The 16,173-nt window shown below is 57.7% G+C and carries 17 protein-coding genes; 12 read left to right on the top strand and 5 right to left on the bottom strand.

The genetic code is table 11. The features are described from left to right. Positions 1–242 (top strand): hypothetical protein (locus ACWR1S_RS29580; RefSeq protein ID WP_454565980.1); only part of this gene is annotated, 242 nt, incomplete at its 5' end. On the opposite strand, the gene ACWR1S_RS29575 is transcribed toward ACWR1S_RS29580, so the two are convergent. Further along, positions 210–1,487, bottom strand: coding sequence for a lysozyme inhibitor LprI family protein (locus tag ACWR1S_RS29575; protein WP_454565979.1), 1,278 nt, complete (start codon positions 1,485–1,487; stop codon positions 210–212). The two genes, ACWR1S_RS29580 and ACWR1S_RS29575, sit on opposite strands and share 33 nt — an antisense overlap. Before the next feature lie 282 nt (positions 1,488–1,769). On the opposite strand from ACWR1S_RS29575, the gene ACWR1S_RS29570 reads away from it, so the two are divergent. The 4 genes from ACWR1S_RS29570 to ACWR1S_RS29555 all read left to right on the top strand — a co-directional run bounded on the left by ACWR1S_RS29570 (position 1,770) and on the right by ACWR1S_RS29555 (position 6,959). Further along, positions 1,770–3,374: a response regulator gene (locus ACWR1S_RS29570; RefSeq protein WP_454565978.1), complete on the top strand. Its 1,605-nt coding sequence runs from the start codon at positions 1,770–1,772 to the stop codon at positions 3,372–3,374. Then, entirely contained in the window at positions 3,371–4,063 is a 693-nt protein-coding gene (locus ACWR1S_RS29565) for a sensor histidine kinase (RefSeq protein ID WP_454565977.1), read from the top strand. Before ACWR1S_RS29570 ends, ACWR1S_RS29565 begins: the two co-directional genes overlap by 4 nt. Before the next feature lie 200 nt (positions 4,064–4,263). Then, positions 4,264–5,505 (top strand): glutamine synthetase family protein, encoded by a 1,242-nt coding sequence (locus tag ACWR1S_RS29560; protein WP_454565981.1) that lies wholly within the window; start codon positions 4,264–4,266, stop codon positions 5,503–5,505. 68 nt (positions 5,506–5,573) lie between these two features. Further along, complete coding sequence (locus ACWR1S_RS29555) at positions 5,574–6,959, top strand: MFS transporter (RefSeq protein ID WP_454565976.1); 1,386 nt, start codon at positions 5,574–5,576, stop codon at positions 6,957–6,959. Between the two features lie 72 nt (positions 6,960–7,031). Here ACWR1S_RS29555 and ACWR1S_RS29550 read toward each other — a convergent pair whose 3' ends face one another. From ACWR1S_RS29550 to flgA, 4 genes are all read right to left on the bottom strand, one after another. Then, positions 7,032–7,778 carry a flagellar brake protein gene (locus ACWR1S_RS29550; RefSeq protein WP_454565975.1) on the bottom strand — a complete coding sequence of 249 codons (747 nt, stop codon included), beginning with the start codon at positions 7,776–7,778 and terminating at the stop codon, positions 7,032–7,034. An 88-nt stretch (positions 7,779–7,866) separates the two neighbouring features. After that, entirely contained in the window at positions 7,867–8,334 is a 468-nt protein-coding gene (locus tag ACWR1S_RS29545) for a flagella synthesis protein FlgN (RefSeq protein WP_454565974.1), read from the bottom strand. Positions 8,335–8,382: 48 nt separating this feature from the next. Beyond that, a complete protein-coding gene (flgM, locus tag ACWR1S_RS29540; protein WP_008083690.1) occupies positions 8,383–8,709 on the bottom strand; it encodes a flagellar biosynthesis anti-sigma factor FlgM in 327 nt (108 codons plus the stop codon). 148 nt (positions 8,710–8,857) lie between these two features. Continuing rightward, the gene (gene flgA / locus ACWR1S_RS29535; protein WP_095123060.1) at positions 8,858–9,619 is read right to left on the bottom strand and encodes a flagellar basal body P-ring formation chaperone FlgA; all 762 of its coding nucleotides are present in this window, start codon (positions 9,617–9,619) and stop codon (positions 8,858–8,860) included. 82 nt (positions 9,620–9,701) lie between these two features. Between flgA and ACWR1S_RS29530 the strand changes: the two genes are divergently transcribed. The 7 genes from ACWR1S_RS29530 to ACWR1S_RS29500 form a co-directional block, all read left to right on the top strand. After that, positions 9,702–10,634 carry a chemotaxis protein CheV gene (locus ACWR1S_RS29530; protein WP_034155785.1) on the top strand — a complete coding sequence of 311 codons (933 nt, stop codon included), beginning with the start codon at positions 9,702–9,704 and terminating at the stop codon, positions 10,632–10,634. 46 nt (positions 10,635–10,680) lie between these two features. After that, positions 10,681–11,508 (top strand): protein-glutamate O-methyltransferase CheR, encoded by an 828-nt coding sequence (gene cheR / locus ACWR1S_RS29525; protein ID WP_016983976.1) that lies wholly within the window; start codon positions 10,681–10,683, stop codon positions 11,506–11,508. Between the two features lie 367 nt (positions 11,509–11,875). Then, complete coding sequence (gene flgB, locus ACWR1S_RS29520; RefSeq protein ID WP_007917581.1) at positions 11,876–12,283, top strand: flagellar basal body rod protein FlgB; 408 nt, start codon at positions 11,876–11,878, stop codon at positions 12,281–12,283. A gap of 3 nt (positions 12,284–12,286) precedes the next feature. Next, positions 12,287–12,730 carry a flagellar basal body rod protein FlgC gene (flgC, locus tag ACWR1S_RS29515; protein WP_003227217.1) on the top strand — a complete coding sequence of 148 codons (444 nt, stop codon included), beginning with the start codon at positions 12,287–12,289 and terminating at the stop codon, positions 12,728–12,730. A 15-nt stretch (positions 12,731–12,745) separates the two neighbouring features. Continuing rightward, entirely contained in the window at positions 12,746–13,474 is a 729-nt protein-coding gene (gene flgD, locus ACWR1S_RS29510) for a flagellar hook assembly protein FlgD (protein WP_016983977.1), read from the top strand. A 30-nt stretch (positions 13,475–13,504) separates the two neighbouring features. Beyond that, a complete protein-coding gene (flgE, locus tag ACWR1S_RS29505; RefSeq protein WP_322844469.1) occupies positions 13,505–14,851 on the top strand; it encodes a flagellar hook protein FlgE in 1,347 nt (448 codons plus the stop codon). 291 nt (positions 14,852–15,142) lie between these two features. After that, positions 15,143–16,173 (top strand): calcium-binding protein (locus ACWR1S_RS29500; RefSeq protein WP_454565973.1); only part of this gene is annotated, 1,031 nt, incomplete at its 3' end.

Below are 16,173 nucleotides of genomic sequence, written 5' to 3'. Positions count from 1 at the left end.
GAAACCCCAATTGCGAAAGCAGTTGGGGTTTTGTTTTGTCCGCAGAAAAGTTTTTCCGGGATAAACCTTGGAAAAACTATCAAGTTCAAATTCAAAGCCCCGTCGCAATGGAAATCGCGACGGGGCTTTTTGCATTACCGTTAGCCGATGAATTGCCACGGAGAGCCGCGACTGCACTATTGATTTTCAACATCAGACAGGATGCGCAGCTAACCTTCGTTCAGCTCAACTTTACCTATTGAAGTGCTGACTTCGGTTATGTGTCGGCGACCGTAGACTTCGTATGTACGGCTGCCGTCATCGCTGTCCGGTTTACGCAATGCCAGTTGCGCGAACAAGCCATTCTTTTCGCTGTAACTGCCGAACCAGTCGATCAACGCACCGATGTAACAATCATTGCCAATGAAGACCGGCAAGTCAGCGACTTTTTCAATGCTGTAATGCGCCGGGCCAAAGCTGTAGTAATCGTTTCCACCGGCGCCGGTCGCCGGAATAGGGCAGAGCGGTTCTTTTGAAGGGATAGCGGCGGTTTCATTTACTTTCGCCACTGCCAGGTTGAGCGCTCGGTGCTGATCGGGTTCGAGTTCAAACGTGCTGTTGCCGTCATCTTTGTGTTGAAGAGCGGGCACGTTGAGGTCATAGCGATAACGAATCGTCGCCGTCGGCACCTGGACGTTGATTTTCAGCGGGTTGAGCAAGTAGACCCGATCGACGCCGTATTCGCTGTTTCGATAAGCCGCGTAAGTTTTGCCGCGCAGGCTTATCCAGTCCACCGACTGATTGGCGCCGCGATCGTTGGTGTAGAACAGCGAACTCTCGGGCTCAACAGAACGTTTGACGAACCGTTCGCCGTCGCGCCGCCAGGTTTCCACATAAGTGAACATACCGGTGCCCCCGGCGTAGGTATTTACGATCAGGTCGCGCTGCCCGTCGCCATCCAGATCCTGCAAGGTGTAAGAGGTCAGGCCGGTTTCGGCGGCGTCATTGATCCGGGAGGCGGTCAGCGCTTGCCATTCATCGGCACCAACGCCTTCGGGCTGCGCTGTCGGAAAATGCGTTATCAAAGAGTCCTCTGCACTGGCCTCACCGTGAAAACCGCCAGCAGGGGTTTTCACGGCCAACGCGGCAAGTACCCGATCCAGCCCAAATTCTGGATCATCTTTACTGGCGGCTTGAATGCGCTTTTGCAGATCGTCCAGCGCCTGTTTATCGAGGTCATCCGGTTGATAGGCAACCGCCGCCTGCCACTGAGCGTGCAACGCTTGCAGGCGCTCGCGATACTGCTGATTCAGGCACGAAACGTCTTCGGCGCATTCATTGCGGGCTTTTAACCACAGCCGTTGAGTGCGCTTGAGTTCAGCTCGCGCGGGAACAGAGGCTTTGAATAACTGCCGATAAAACGCGCCCATTTGCGCATCCAGTTCATACAGCGATTTGTTCGCGCAAACTGTGTTTTCAACGGCATTCGCCGCTTTTGTGCAATCCATTCCAGCCGCCATTGCCGGCTGTATAAACAGCAGCGCGCAGACAGACGTGATGCAGCGTCCTTTGATGTACACGATGTAAACCTTGTAGTGGAAAGTTGAACCGGCGCGCAGGTTAATCGCTGGGCGAGGAATCTTGAAGCGCTGGCTTCAGGGAACAGCACTTCTGGCCGATAACCCATTCGGTGACTTAAAAGTCGCGCGAAATCGCTTGATAGCATTTGGCCGCCAGCTATCATCTGCGCGCCTGAAATTGCCCTCACTTCAATTGCCTGGAAATCTTCGATGCTGTCGTATCACCAAAAAAGTTTTCTGATCGTCGATGATTTCTCTGATTTCCGCAGTTCCGTGCGTTCGATGCTGCGTGAACTCGGGGTCAAGGACGTCGACACGGCCGACACCGGTGAGCAGGCGCTGAAGATGTGCGCGCAGAAATCCTACGATTTCATCCTGCAGGATTTCCACCTGGGTGATGGCAAGAAGAACGGCCAGCAGGTACTCGAAGACCTGATGCTGGAAAAGCTCATCAGTCATGAAGCGGTATTCGTCATGGTCACTGCCGAGACCAGTCAGGCAATGGTGCTCAGTGCTCTGGAGCATGAGCCGGACGCGTACCTGACCAAACCGTTCAACCGCTCCGGTCTGGCCCAGCGCCTGGAGCGTCTGGAGCAGCGCAAGACGTTGCTCAAACCGATTCTGCAAGCCCTCGACCGTGGCAAACCGGTCGAGGTGCTCAACGCCTGCATCGCCCTGTGCAAACAGGACATTCGTTATTCGCCGCTGTGCCTGCGTTATCGCGCCGATGCACTGCGCGACATGAACCAGAACGAAGCACTCGAACGCCTGTACGACAGCATCATCGCTGACCGACCATTACCGTGGGCGTTTGCCGGGTTGGGCAAGTTGCTGTTCAAGCGTGGCCAAGTGGCGCAAGCCAAAGGCGTCTATGAAAAGGCTCTGAAGGTATTTCCGATGATGCCGTCGCTGTATGACGGCATGGCCGACGTGCTGGTTGCCGAGGGTGACACCAAAGGCGCGCAGCGGGTGCTGGAAGAGGCTATTCGCTTGTCGCCGCTGGCGGTGCGTCGCCAAGCCTTGCTCGGCAAACTGGCGATGGCCAATGAAGATTTCGACACCGCCTCGCGCGCCTATCGTCAAGCGGTGGCGCAAGGTGCGCAGTCGCGGTTCAAGGATCCGGAAAGCAATCTCGGGCTGGCCCATGCGCTGATCAGCAAGGGCAGTGAGCGCGGTCTCGACACGCGCACGCGGCTGGAGATCAACACCACGCTCAGTGCGGTGGCCAAAGAGAATCCGAGCGACCCCGGCCTGCAGATTCGCGCGCGACTGATGAAGGCAACCAGCCTGCTGCTCAACGATGCCGAAACCGCCGACAAGCTCACCGAACAAGCGTTGATGCGCCTGGACGGCATGGAGCAATTCATGAGTCCGGAAGCGGCGCTGCTGGTTGCCAAGCAATTGCAGATGCTCGGTCAGGCCGAGGCGGGCACCTTGATGCTCAAGAGTTGTGCAGAGATCTACGGTGATGATCCGGCGGTAATGAAAGACATCGCCAAGCTGACCGATGACCCGACCATTCTCAGCTCTAGCAACGCCGCTGCCGACCTCAACCGTCAGGGCGTGCGGGTGTACAAAACCGGTAACCTGGTGGAGGCCCGCGAGGTGTTCCGCAAGGCGCTGAAGATGCAACCGAAAAACATCAGTATCGCGCTGAACATGGCCCAGTCGCTGCTGCATGGCACCGACACCAGTGTGCCGTCGGCGGAGCTGGAAGAATGTCGGGCCTGCCTGAAAATGGTTGGCCTGATGCCCGACACCGACGCGCGTTTTGCGCGTTATCAGAAGCTGAAAAGCAAGGCGTTTGGCGAATGAGCAACGATAAGCAGGCGCTGGATTTTTCCACGGTGATCGCCTCCACCGTCCACGACATGAAGAACTCGCTGGCCATGCTGATGCAGGCCCACAGCCAATGGCTGGCGCGCTTGCCGCAAGAACTGCGCGAAGGCACTGAGCAGGGCGTCATCGACTTCGAGTTCGCCCACCTCAACGGCATGCTGGTGCAGTTGCTCGGGCTGTACAAGCTCGGCGTAAACCAGATGCCGCTGCAACCGGCGTATCACGAACTCGATGACTTTATCGAGGCGCAACTGGCGGCGCATCAGGAAGTATTTGCCAGTCGGGGAATCGTCGCCACTTATGAGGTTGATCCGCTGAGCCCGCTGGGTTTCTTTGATCGAGAGCTAATTGCTTCGGTGCTCGGCAACTGTATCAACAACGCCATTCGCTATGCCCGCGAGTCGTTGCTGATCACCGTCAGCGACGAGGCTGGACAACTGGTCCTGACCATCAACGATGACGGCGACGGCTACCCGGCCGAGATGCTCGAGCGTCAGGCCGATTATGTGCAAGGCATCAATCACAGCAGCGGCAGCACCGGACTGGGTTTGTATTTCGCCAATCGCATCGCGGCGCTGCATCAGCGCAACGGTGTCGAAGGGCGTACCGAAATCCGCAATGGCGGACCGCTTGGCGGCGGGGTGTTCAGCCTTTATCTGCCGTGACAGAGGTTTTTGATTGACGCTGCTTGATATTCCGAACAGCCGAAGCCTATTTTGTACGGGTCGCCGTTCGCGGCTCGCACAATAACAAGGATTGCGTCATGACAACCGATGGCCAGCGTTCACTCGCGCAGCGATTGACCGGCATTGATGAGATTGAATGTGTCACGCCGGATTTGAACGGCGTACCGCGAGGCAAAGTGATGACCGCCGAGGGTTTCCTCGAAGGGCGGCGTTTGCAACTGGCGCGGGGCGTGCTGTTGCAATGCATCATGGGCGGTTACCCGGCCGCGCGGTTTTACGGCAGCGATGACGGAGACCTGGCACTGGTCGCCGAACCGACCCAGATCCATCGCTTGCCGTGGAGTGACGACCCGCGCGCCCTGGCCATTTGCGACGCCGATGAACTGACCGGCGAAAGCTCCAATCTGTCGACACGGGGTCAACTCAAGAAAGTCATTGCCCGTTACGCCGCGCGCGGTCTCGCACCGGTGGTGGCGACCGAGCTGGAATTCTTTGTCTTTGCCCCCAACACCGATCCGACCCAACCGTTCCGCCCGCCAGTCGGTCTCGACGGTCGCCGCGAGGATGGCCAATCCGCGTTCAGCATCAGCTCCAATAACGGTCTGCGGCCGTTCTTCAACGAAGTCTATAAATGCATGGCGGCCCTCGGTTTGCCGCGCGATACGTTCATGCACGAAATGGGTGTCAGCCAGTTCGAGATCAATCTGCTGCACGGCGATCCGCTGTTGCTCGCCGACCAGACATTCCTCTTCAAACACCTGCTCAAGGAAGTCGCGCTCAAGCATGGCCTGACCGTCGTGTGCATGGCCAAACCACTGGCGCACACTCCGGGCAGTTCGATGCACATTCACCAGAGCATCGTCGACATCAACAGTGGCAAGAATGTGTTCAGCGACGAAAGCGGCCAGCCGACGGCGATGTTCCGCCACTTCATCGGTGGCCAGCAAGCGGGCATGGCCGATTTCACTGCACTGTTCGCACCGAATGTGAATTCCTATCAGCGTCTGTGCCATCCGTACGCGTCACCGAACAACGCGTGCTGGTCCCACGACAATCGCGCCGCCGGGCTGCGGATTCCGGCCAGTTCGCCGGTTGCTCGTCGGGTGGAAAATCGTTTGCCGGGTGCCGATGCCAATCCGTATCTGGCGATCGCCGCCAGTCTGGCTGCCGGTTTGCATGGTATCGAGCATGAGCTGGAACCGAGCGAAGCCATTCAGGGTGAGTTCGCGGTGCCTGAAAATCTTGCGCTGCCGTGTACCTTGCACGCCGCGCTTGAACGTCTGAAACGTAGCCAATTGGCGAGGGAACTGTTCGGACAGGAGTTCATCGAAGGCTACATCGCTTCGAAGACCATGGAGTTGACCAGCTTCTTTGATGAAATCACTCCCTGGGAACGGCGTGTTCTAGCAGCCCAGGCCTGACGAACTGTCGCCATCGGGCTATCGTTTGATAGCCCGGTATTTACTGCAAGGAGCCGCTCGGAACGCCGATGCGCCAAATCTGGAAATCCTTTCGAGCGCTGTATTTCGCCTCGCTGATGATGTTGATCGGCTCGGGCCTGTTATCCACCTATCTGGCGTTGCGCCTGGCCGCTGACCATGTCGATGGTCTGTGGGTCGGTGCGCTGATGGCCGCCAACTATTTCGGTCTGGTGCTGGGCGGCAAGATCGGTCACCGACTGATTGCCCGAGTCGGACATATCCGTGCTTATTCTGCCTGTGCCGGGATCGTCGGGGCGGCGGTGTTGGGCCATGGGCTGGTTGATTGGCTGCCAGCGTGGCTGGTGCTGCGGACCATCGTCGGTCTGGGCATGATGTGTCAGTACATGGTGATCGAGAGCTGGCTCAATGAGCAGGCGGACGCCAATCAGCGCGGTCTGGTGTTCAGCGGTTACATGATCGCTTCGTACCTGGGCCTGGTGCTCGGTCAACTGATTCTGGTCATGCACCCGGGCTTGGGTCTTGAACTGCTTATGCTGGTCGCGCTGTGCTTCGCGCTGTGTCTGGTGCCTGTGACGTTGACTCGACGGATTCACCCGGCGCCACTGCATCCGGCGCCGATGGAACCGCGCTTCTTTATCAAGCGGGTGCCGCAGTCGTTGAGTACGGTGCTGGGTGCCGGTCTGATCATCGGTTCGTTCTACGGTCTGGCACCGCTGTATGCCTCGCAACAAGGGCTGTCGACCGAGCAGGTCGGTCTGTTCATGGGTAGCTGCATTTTTGCCGGGTTGCTGGTGCAGTGGCCGTTGGGCTGGCTGTCTGATCGCTACGACCGGGCGCTGCTGATTCGCTGCTTTGCCGGCTTCCTGGCGGTGGCTGCATTGCCGTTGGCGGTGCTGCCGCAGGTCCCGCTGGAGGTGTTGTTCGGGGTTGGTTTTCTTTGCTCACTGGTGCAGTTCTGCCTGTATCCACTGGCCGTGGCGTTCTCCAATGACCATGTCGAGGGTGATCGCCGGGTGTCGCTGACCGCTATGCTGCTGGTGACTTATGGTGTCGGCGCGAGCATCGGGCCGTTGCTGGCAGGTGTGTTGATGAAGCTGTTCGGCAGTCAGAGCCTCTATGCGTTCTTCAGCTTCTTCGCGCTGGTGCTGGTGTGGCGGATCCGGCCGAAAGCCGTGACCAATCTGCATCAGGTCGACGATGCGCCGCTGCATCACGTGGCCATGCCTGACAGCATGTCCAGTTCGCCACTGGTGGCAGCGCTTGACCCTCGAGTAGACGAGCAGGTGGTGCAGGAGCAGATGGTCCAGGATCCTGGGCAGGCCCCGGCAAATCCCGAGCCTGAACCTGATAGTCAGCCAGCGCCTGCGGCAGCGGTCGAGCCGGATACCGACACCGACAAGCCCGCGCCCGATCTCAGTGGCGGCAGACCCTGAATTGAACAAAAACCACCGCGCATAAAAAAGGGCAGTCCCCTCAAGGGCTGCCCTTTTTATTGGCCGGACGAATCACATGTCGTCTTTATCGAAACGGCGTGCTTCACGTTGCAACTGATACACGAAACGCTCAACGTTGCGCGCTGCCTGACCACTGATGTTGTGGAAGCGCAGACCGGCAAAGGTAATGTTGAGTTTTTCTTCGAAGTGCAAATAGCGCAGTTCGACGGAGGTTGGCTGGTTGCCGAACAGTGGCGGGGCGATCAGGCGGTCATAGACCTGGCCCAATTGCAGGCGATCGGTGATATCGCCTTCGAAACGCAGCTTGCAGCCGGTTGCGGAGATATCCAGCAGTTTGCCGTTGATTGGCGCCTTGAGCTTTTCGCCGCCCAATTCAACGCTGACCAGATCGGTCAGTTTCAGTGCCGCGCGGAAGGCATTGCGGCGCTGGTGGTAAACCACTTCGGTCGGTAGCTCGCCGGTGTAGAAACGATCACCTTCGGACTCTTCGATATTCAGCGTGCCGGTGCATTCCCAGGCAATGCGCACGCCTTCATGAAAACCTTCGACCTTGAACGGCTCACCGGCCTGCAAGAAACGCTCGCCGTCGCGCGGGATCATTTCGTCCAGAGCGATCGACGCGCTGTCGCGGTCGACTTTGATCAGGTAGCTCTGGAAGCGCTGGCTGCGCTCGTGAAAGGTGATGATCAGCGGATCGTGGCTTTCTTGCAGCTGGCGCAGGTTGCTGGAGATTTCCAGTGGCGTGGTGAGCACCTTAGGGGGCTGCGGAGCATCATCCGCGCTGAGGGCGTTGGACACGGTTTATCAATCTCCAGACAAAATATGACGACTAGCCAGCATTTTGCCAGCATGTTTCGCGGGTTGATAGAGCTGGCGCATCAACGGCTCATGCCTGGCTGAGCGGACGCGGTACGGCGGGTTGGGCGAAAGTACCGCTGGCGTTATAAAGCGCCGGGGCTTCACCACCGGTGATGATCTTCAACTGATTGGCCGTGGCGGCCTGCTGGATCTGGATCGACTGGCCGTTCTTGACGTTGGCGGCCTGGCATTGAGCGATCAGATCGGTCAGGGCATCGCCCTGGCTGAGCAGTTGATCGCCAATGCTCGACTGGCCAGCCAGTTGCTCCAGACCGCTGCGGTCTGTCGGCAGGTTGAGGCTGGCGAGGATTTCGCTGCGTTTGCGGCCATGCTGGTCAAGCAGAATGATCAATGCCTGTTTATGCGCCAGAATTTCTTCCAGCAGTGGCATGTCGCGACCGTGCAACGCGAGAGATTCGGTTTGCAGTAACTCCAGCAATTGTTGAGCTGGAGCAAAGTCGTCGTTGATCAGTTGCAATAAATTAGTGTCGTGCATGGCTGGCCTTGGGGGTTAAGCGTCCAAAAGCCTCGCGCCGGCAAAGGCCTAGCGCTGGGCTTCGAAGTTGAGCAGTTTGCTGGCTACACGGTTGCTGTCGACTTTATAGCTGCCATCGGCAATCGCGGCTTTCAACTCGGCCACGCGGGCTTTGTCGACAGCAGGCTGATCGCGCAGCTTGTCAGTGACCTTCTGCAACTGTTGAGCCTCATTGCTGAGGTGTACCGATTCCCCGCTTTTTGCGGTACTGGCCGGTTCGGCCTGGGTATTCAGCGGCGCGGAGGTGCCGGTTTCGGCGGTGTCCTTGGCGTTGCTGGTACGTGTACTGCCCGTAAGTGACGAGGAGCTGTTCAAACGGCTGAAATCGATGACCATGATAAAAACCTCTGGGAATTTGGACGCTTGCCATGTTTTCGGCCATCCCCTGGAAAACTTTAGGCACATTTACAATGAGCCTTGCATGCGCCGACGCTTGTCCTGCTGCGGCACAGTTTAGGGAACAGCCGGGGCCAACGCCAGTTTTCTACATCGCGACTTCCACTTGGCCCGGCGCGGTGACTTGCGCCTTGATGACCCGTTGCGAATTGAGGTTTTTCACCCGGATCTGTTCTTTCAAACCTCCATTGGCCAGCGCTTCACCGGGCATGCGCACGGCGAGCGTGCCGCTGCGCGCAGTGATGACCACTTGATCGCCCTTGCGAATGACTTCCGCCTGTTCCAGATGAACCAGGGTAATGACCTGATCGGCTACCGTTGGTCGGGTTAATTTCTGCCCGATCGCTTCGTCTACCGAGGTCAGAAAGCCTTGGTTGATCGTGCTCACGTCGCGCTCACGCAGGGTCACGTCCTGTGGCTCGATAATCCCGGCACGTTTCAGCGGTCGGGTGGTGGTCACAATCTCGCGAAACAGGCGGACTTGAGCGGGCACGAACACGGTCCATGGCGAAGCGCCTTCACAGCGAACCTTCACGGTAACCCGTCCCAGCGGACGTGCCGGACTCTCCAGTGTCGCTGTCAATTCCTTGTCGCACATAGGCATGCGCATGCGGGGGTCGAGCTGGTTTACTTCGATTTCGTAGCGGCCTTCCGTTTGACTGGTAGCCAGATAGTCTTCTACGGTGAACTCAAGAAAGCCCTGAGTGACGCCGATAAGCATGTCAGGCAAGGTAACCGCATCAGCAATGGCAGGGCTGCCAGCGAAAAAGCAGCAAATAGCGCCCGCAGCACAAAGCCCTCTGCGAAGGGGTGATGTCAGGCGTCGAAAAAATGTCGTTTGAGCGTTCATACGAGTTAAAAAGCAAGCGCCGTGCCGTTTAGCAATGAATGTGCGTCGCAACAACACTTGGCGTTGGTGTAGGAGTCTGGGCATGGCTGGTGTAATGGATTCGGTGAACCAGCGCACGCAACTGGTAGGGCAGAATCGCCTGGAGCTGTTGTTGTTCCGTCTTGACGGTCAGCAGCTCTACGGAATCAACGTGTTCAAGGTGCGGGAAGTGTTGCAGTGCCCGTCGCTGACGTTGATGCCCAAGTCCAGTCCTGTCGTGTGCGGGGTGGCAAATATCCGGGGGGCGACCATTCCGATCCTTGATCTGGCAATGGCCACCGGTTCCGGAGCGTTGAAAGACAAGAACAACCCGTTCGTGATCATCACGGAGTACAACACCAAGACCCAGGGTTTCCTGGTCCGCTCGGTGGAGCGCATCGTCAACATGAACTGGGAAGAGATTCATCCACCGCCCAAGGGCACGGGTCGCGATCATTACCTGACCGCTGTGACTCGGGTGGACAATCAGTTAGTCGAAATCATCGACGTCGAGAAAGTGCTGGCGGAAGTTGCGCCGACACCGGAAGCGATTTCGGTGGGCGTGGTCGATGTCGAGACCCAGACCAAGGCACTGTCGTTGCGTGTCTTGACGGTCGATGACTCATCGGTAGCGCGCAAACAGGTCACACGTTGCCTGCAGACGATTGGCGTCGAAGTGATCGCGCTGAACGATGGCAAGCAGGCGCTGGATTACCTGCGCAAGCTGGTCGACGAGGGCAAGAAGCCGGAAGAAGAGTTCCTGATGATGATTTCCGACATCGAGATGCCGGAGATGGACGGATACACTTTGACGGCCGAGATTCGCGCTGACCCGCGCATGCAAAAACTTCATATCATCCTGCATACTTCGTTGTCCGGGGTATTCAATCAGGCGATGGTCAAGAAAGTCGGTGCCGATGACTTTCTGGCCAAATTCCGTCCTGATGACCTGGCATCCCGGGTAGTCGACCGGATCAAAGCAGCAGATATCAGCTAGGAGCGCTTTGCTCCTGGCGGTCAACACGATTTAAGAGGCGGCATCATTGTCTACGGGTAATTTGGATTTCGAACAGTTCCGGGTCTTCCTGGAAAAAGCCTGTGGCATTTTGCTCGGTGAAAACAAGCAGTACCTGGTCTCGAGCCGTCTCAACAAACTGATGGAGCAGCAAGGCATCAAATCCCTGGGTGAGCTGGTTCAGCGCATCCAGACCCAGCCGCGCAGCGGTTTGCGCGAGCAGGTGGTCGATGCCATGACGACCAACGAAACCCTGTGGTTTCGGGACACCTATCCGTTTGAAGTCTTGAAGAACAAGGTGCTGCCTGAAGCGATCAAGGCCAGCCCCAACCAGCGTCTGCGGATCTGGTCGGCGGCGTGCTCGTCGGGGCAGGAACCGTATTCGCTGTCGATGTCGATCGACGAATTCGAGCGCACCAACCTCGGTCAGTTGAAAATGGGCGTGCAGATCGTTGCCACGGATTTGTCCGGTCTCATGCTGACCAACTGCAAAACGGGCGAGTACGACAGCCTGGCGATCGGTCGCGGTTTGTCGCCGGAACGTCTGCAGCGTTACTTCGACCCGAAAGGGCCGGGGCGCTGGGTGATCAAGGCGCCGATCAAGAACCGGGTGGAGTTCCGCTCGTTCAACCTGCTCGACAGCTATGCCGCGTTGGGCAAGTTCGACATCGTGTTCTGCCGCAACGTGTTGATCTACTTCTCTGCCGAAGTGAAGAAAGACATCCTGTTGCGCATTCACAGCACGTTGAAGCCGGGCGGTTATCTGTTCCTTGGCGCTTCCGAAGCGCTGAACGGTCTGCCGGACCATTACCAGATGGTGCAGTGCAGCCCGGGGATTATTTACCAGGCGAAATGATTGCATCGGCAATACAAAAAACGGGAAGCCTTAAGGCCTCCCGTTTTTTTATGCCCCAATTATTTCCCACGAACACCACGCCCCCCTGTGGGAGCGAGCCTGCTCGCGAAAGCGGTGTGTCAGTAAAACAGTTGGCGACTGACACACCGCCTTCGCGAGCAGGCTCGCTCCCACAAGGGATCTGCGTTGACCTGGCAAGGACGGCAAGCGGCAGAAAAGCGGCATCCGGCGGAAACCGGTTGCCGCTTTTCTGGCATTGCCGCGTTGCCGACTCCCCGCAAAGCCGCGGTTTATGGGGGTTTTATAGTTTGGCACGGCGCTTGCTAAAGCTCAGTTACGAAAAACCGGTCACCTGAAGGTTCCCGACATGAGCATCAGCTTCGATAAAGCGCTCGGCATTCACGAAAAGGCATTGGGCTTTCGCGCCCAGCGTGCCGAAGTGCTGGCCAACAACATCGCCAACGCCGACACCCCGAACTACAAGGCGCGGGATCTGGACTTCTCCAAAGTGCTTGAAGCACAGACCCAGAAAAATGCGAACGGCACCATCGCCCTGAACATGACCAACAGCCGTCACATCGAAGCTGAAGGCCTGGGCAACGGCGACGAATCGCTGATGTATCGCACGCCGATGCAACCTTCGATCGACCAGAACACCGTGGACGCCCAACTGGAACAGTCGAACTACGCGGAAAACGCCGTCGGCTTCCAGGCCAGCTTCACCCTGCTCAACAGCAAATTCAAAGGGCTGGTGTCAGCCCTGCGCGGAGAGTAATTCATGTCCCTGTCCAGCGTTTTCAACATTGCCGGCAGCGGCATGAGCGCACAGACCACACGCCTGAACACCGTGGCCTCGAACATCGCCAACGCCGAAACCGTCTCGTCGAGCATCGACCAGACCTATCGCGCCCGTCACCCGGTATTCGCCACCATGTTCCAGGGCGGCCAGAACAGCGGCAGCAACTCGCTGTTCCAGAGCCAGGACGCCGCCGGTCAAGGCGTGCAGGTACTCGGCGTGGTCGAAGACCAGAGCAACCTCGAAGCGCGCTACGAGCCGAACCATCCGGCGGCCGACGCCAAAGGCTACGTCTACTACCCGAACGTCAACGTGGTGGAAGAAATGGCTGACATGATTTCCGCGAGCCGGTCGTTCCAGACCAACGCCGAAATGATGAACACCGCCAAAACCATGATGCAGAAGGTACTGACCCTCGGTCAGTAATAAGGGGCGACTGCCATGAGTGTTTCCGATACCACCAGCAGCTTGAGCATGAACGACATCCTGGCCAACTCGTCGAAGAAGGCCAGCAGTTCGACGACCGGCGGCATCGCCTCGGCGACCAACAGCGCCACCGGCGGCCAGGCCCTGGGCAAGGACGCGTTCCTGCAATTGCTGGTCACCCAGCTGAAAAACCAGAACCCGCTCGATCCGCAGGACAACAGCGCATTCGTTGCCCAGTTGGCGCAGTTCAGTAGCCTGGAAGGCATCACTACGCTGAACTCCACCGTGAGTGGCCTTGCTGGCAACTACAACTCTTCGCAAGCGCTGCAAGCTTCGTCGCTGGTCGGTCGCAACGTGATCGTGCAGACCAACTCGGTTCAGCTCGACGATCCGAGCAAAGGCATGACCGGTTCGGTCACCGTGCCGTCGTCGATCGCCGGCGGCACCGTGAGCATTACCGACAGCAGCGGCACGGTGGTTCGCACCATCGATCTGGGCAGTCGCGCCGCAGGCAGCGCGAGCTTCACCTGGGACGGCAAGGACAAGGACGGCAATGTGGTCAAGACCGGTACCTATACCGTCAAGGCCAACGCATCGATCAATGGCACCTCGACCGATATGGCGACCTACCTGCCGGCCACCGTCACCAGCGTGACGATCAGCCAGACCGGCGGCGAGCTGATGCTCAACCTGTCCGGCAAGGGCACCGTTGCCCTGTCCAAAGTACAAACCATTGGTATATAGAGCCGACTAACCGGCACAAAGGAGTGGAATATGTCTTTCAATATCGGCCTTAGCGGTCTCTATGCAGCCAACAAACAACTGGACGTGACCGGCAACAACATCGCCAACGTCGCGACCGCCGGTTTCAAATCGTCCCGTGCAGAATTCGAAGACGTCTACTCGGCTACTCGCCTGGGTAGCGGCAGCAAAGTGATCGGCAACGGCGTGCGTCTGGCCAACGTTTCCCAGCAGTTCACCCAGGGTGACATCAACAACACCGGTAACGTGCTGGACATGGGCATCAACGGTTCGGGCTTCTTCACCATGAGCAACAACGGCTCGGTGTCCTACACCCGTGCCGGTACGTTCAAGGTCGACAACGCCGGTTACATCACCAACACCGACTACACCTCGCGCCTGCAGGGTTACGGTGTGGACGCCAACGGCAAGATCATCAACGGCGTGTTGACTGACCTGAAGATTGATACCTCGAACCTGGCGCCGAAATCGAGTTCCCTGGTGACTTCGAGCATCAACTTGAACTCGACTGCGCCGGTGATCGTTGATACGGGTACCAACGCTGTCAAGTTTGATCCGACCAAACTTGAGACTTACACCAAGTCGTTCAGCACGCCGATCTATGACACGCAGGGCAACTCTCACGTCATGGATCAGTATATGGTGAAGACCGGCGAAAACACCTGGAAGGTCTACACCCTGGTTGATGGCCGTAACCCGGATGCGACCGGTAGCAACCCAAACGATCCGCTTACGCCTCCGGTTGCTTCGACACTCACCTTCGACAGTTCTGGCAATCTGTTGCAGGTCAGCACGCCTAGCACATTACCAGCTCCGGCGCCGAACCCGATCATCAGCAGCGACTTGAAGCTGACGACCTGGAAGCCGGGCACTGTGACCAACGGTAACTTTACGCCTAACGGTGCGGCTGCCAACCCGGCCGGTATTACCATTTCGATGGCCAAGACCACTCAGTACAACGCTGACACCGCGCGTTCGATTCCGACTCAGGACGGTTACGCCACTGGCCAGATCACCAACCTGACCATCGACGGCACCGGTACGCTGTTCGCCAACTTCAGCAACAACCAGAGCAAGGCCATCGGCCAGGTTGCGCTGGCCAGCTTCACCAACGAACAAGGCCTGCAGGCTATCGGTGGCACCAGCTGGAAAGAGACGTTTGCTTCGGGTATCCCGGGCTACGATGCACCCGAAACCGGTACCTTGGGTTCGATCGCTTCCAACTCGCTGGAAGAGTCCAACGTTAACCTGACCAACGAACTGGTAGACCTGATCAAGGGCCAGAGCAACTATCAGGCGAACGCCAAGACCATCTCCACTCAGAGCACCATCATGCAGACCATCATTCAGATGACTTGATGTGATCTGATAGCTGCACTGAAAACCGACGCCCGAGGGCGTCGGTTTTTTTTTGCCCGCTGTCAGGCTTTTCTCAGATACCTACCGTTCGTCGACAGCTGTGGTGCAGTAATTGCAGATGCCCCGAGCAGAGGAGGGGGTGCGTCAAACTTCCGCAGGTCATGGAGACCTCTGGTTGCAAGGCGGTTAAACGTCTCATCAATGACCACGCTCAAAAGTACTCGGCTTTATCGAGGCGATTCTGAAGCATTGCGTTGACTATCGATTCATCAAAAAGGCAAGGAAGAAACAATGGCAGTTATAAACGGAACTTCGGGTACGGACACACTGGTAGGCACGTCAGGTGCGGATGAGTTGTATGGGTTTGCGGGAAATGACTCGCTGAGTGGTGGCGAGGGCAACGACCTGTTGGATGGCGGAGCAGGTGCCGATGTCTTGAATGGCGGGAACGGTATTGATACCGCGTCCTATGCCAATTCGACGGCAGGAGTGACCGTCAATCTGACCGCTGGCACAGGCGTAGGCGCAGATGCCCAAGGCGATACCTTGACGTCTATAGAGGCCGTGATTGGTTCTGCATTTAATGACATTCTTACCGCGCAGTCATCTGGTAGCACGTTGAACGGTGGTGCTGGTAATGACATCTACTACGTCAACGGCACTTCGGTGAACGTGGTTGAGGCAGTGGGCGGCGGTGATGATGAAGTGCGCACTGTTTTGCTCAATCACACCCTGGCAACCAACGTTGAACGGCTGACCTACGTCGGTACCGGTAACTTTGTCGGTTACGGTAATGCTTCAGACAACGTCATTACCGGCGGAGTCGGTAACGATTACTTGATGGGTGGCGCAGGTGCTGACCAGTTCATCGGCGGTGCAGGCACGGATACCGTGAGTTATACCGACAGCCAAGTGGGTGTGACGATCAACACCAAAACCGGCGTGAACTCCGGGATCGCTGCCGGTGATACCTACGTCGGCATCGAGATGCTGGCGGGCTCCGGCAGCAACGACACCTTTATCAGTGGTGCTACTGCCGATCAGTTCGATGGTTTGGGCGGCACTGACACCATTGATTACTCCGGTTCGTCCAGCGGCGTGACGGTAAGTCTGGTTGGCGGTGTTCTGGGTGTCGGTGGTGATGCCCAAGGTGACAAGCTGTGGAACTTCGAAACCGTCATCGGCTCGTCTTTCAATGACGTCCTGACCGGGCAAGCCACGGGCAACGTCCTGAACGGCGGTGCCGGTGATGACATCTACTACGTCAACGGCACTTCGGTGAACGTGGTTGAGGCAGTGGGCGGCGGTGATGATGAAGTGCG

The sequence above is a fragment of the Pseudomonas sp. AIG genome (genome assembly GCF_977020205.1).
Note: the sequence above shows the minus strand (reverse complement) of the source record. Positions and strands in the feature narration are given on the sequence as shown.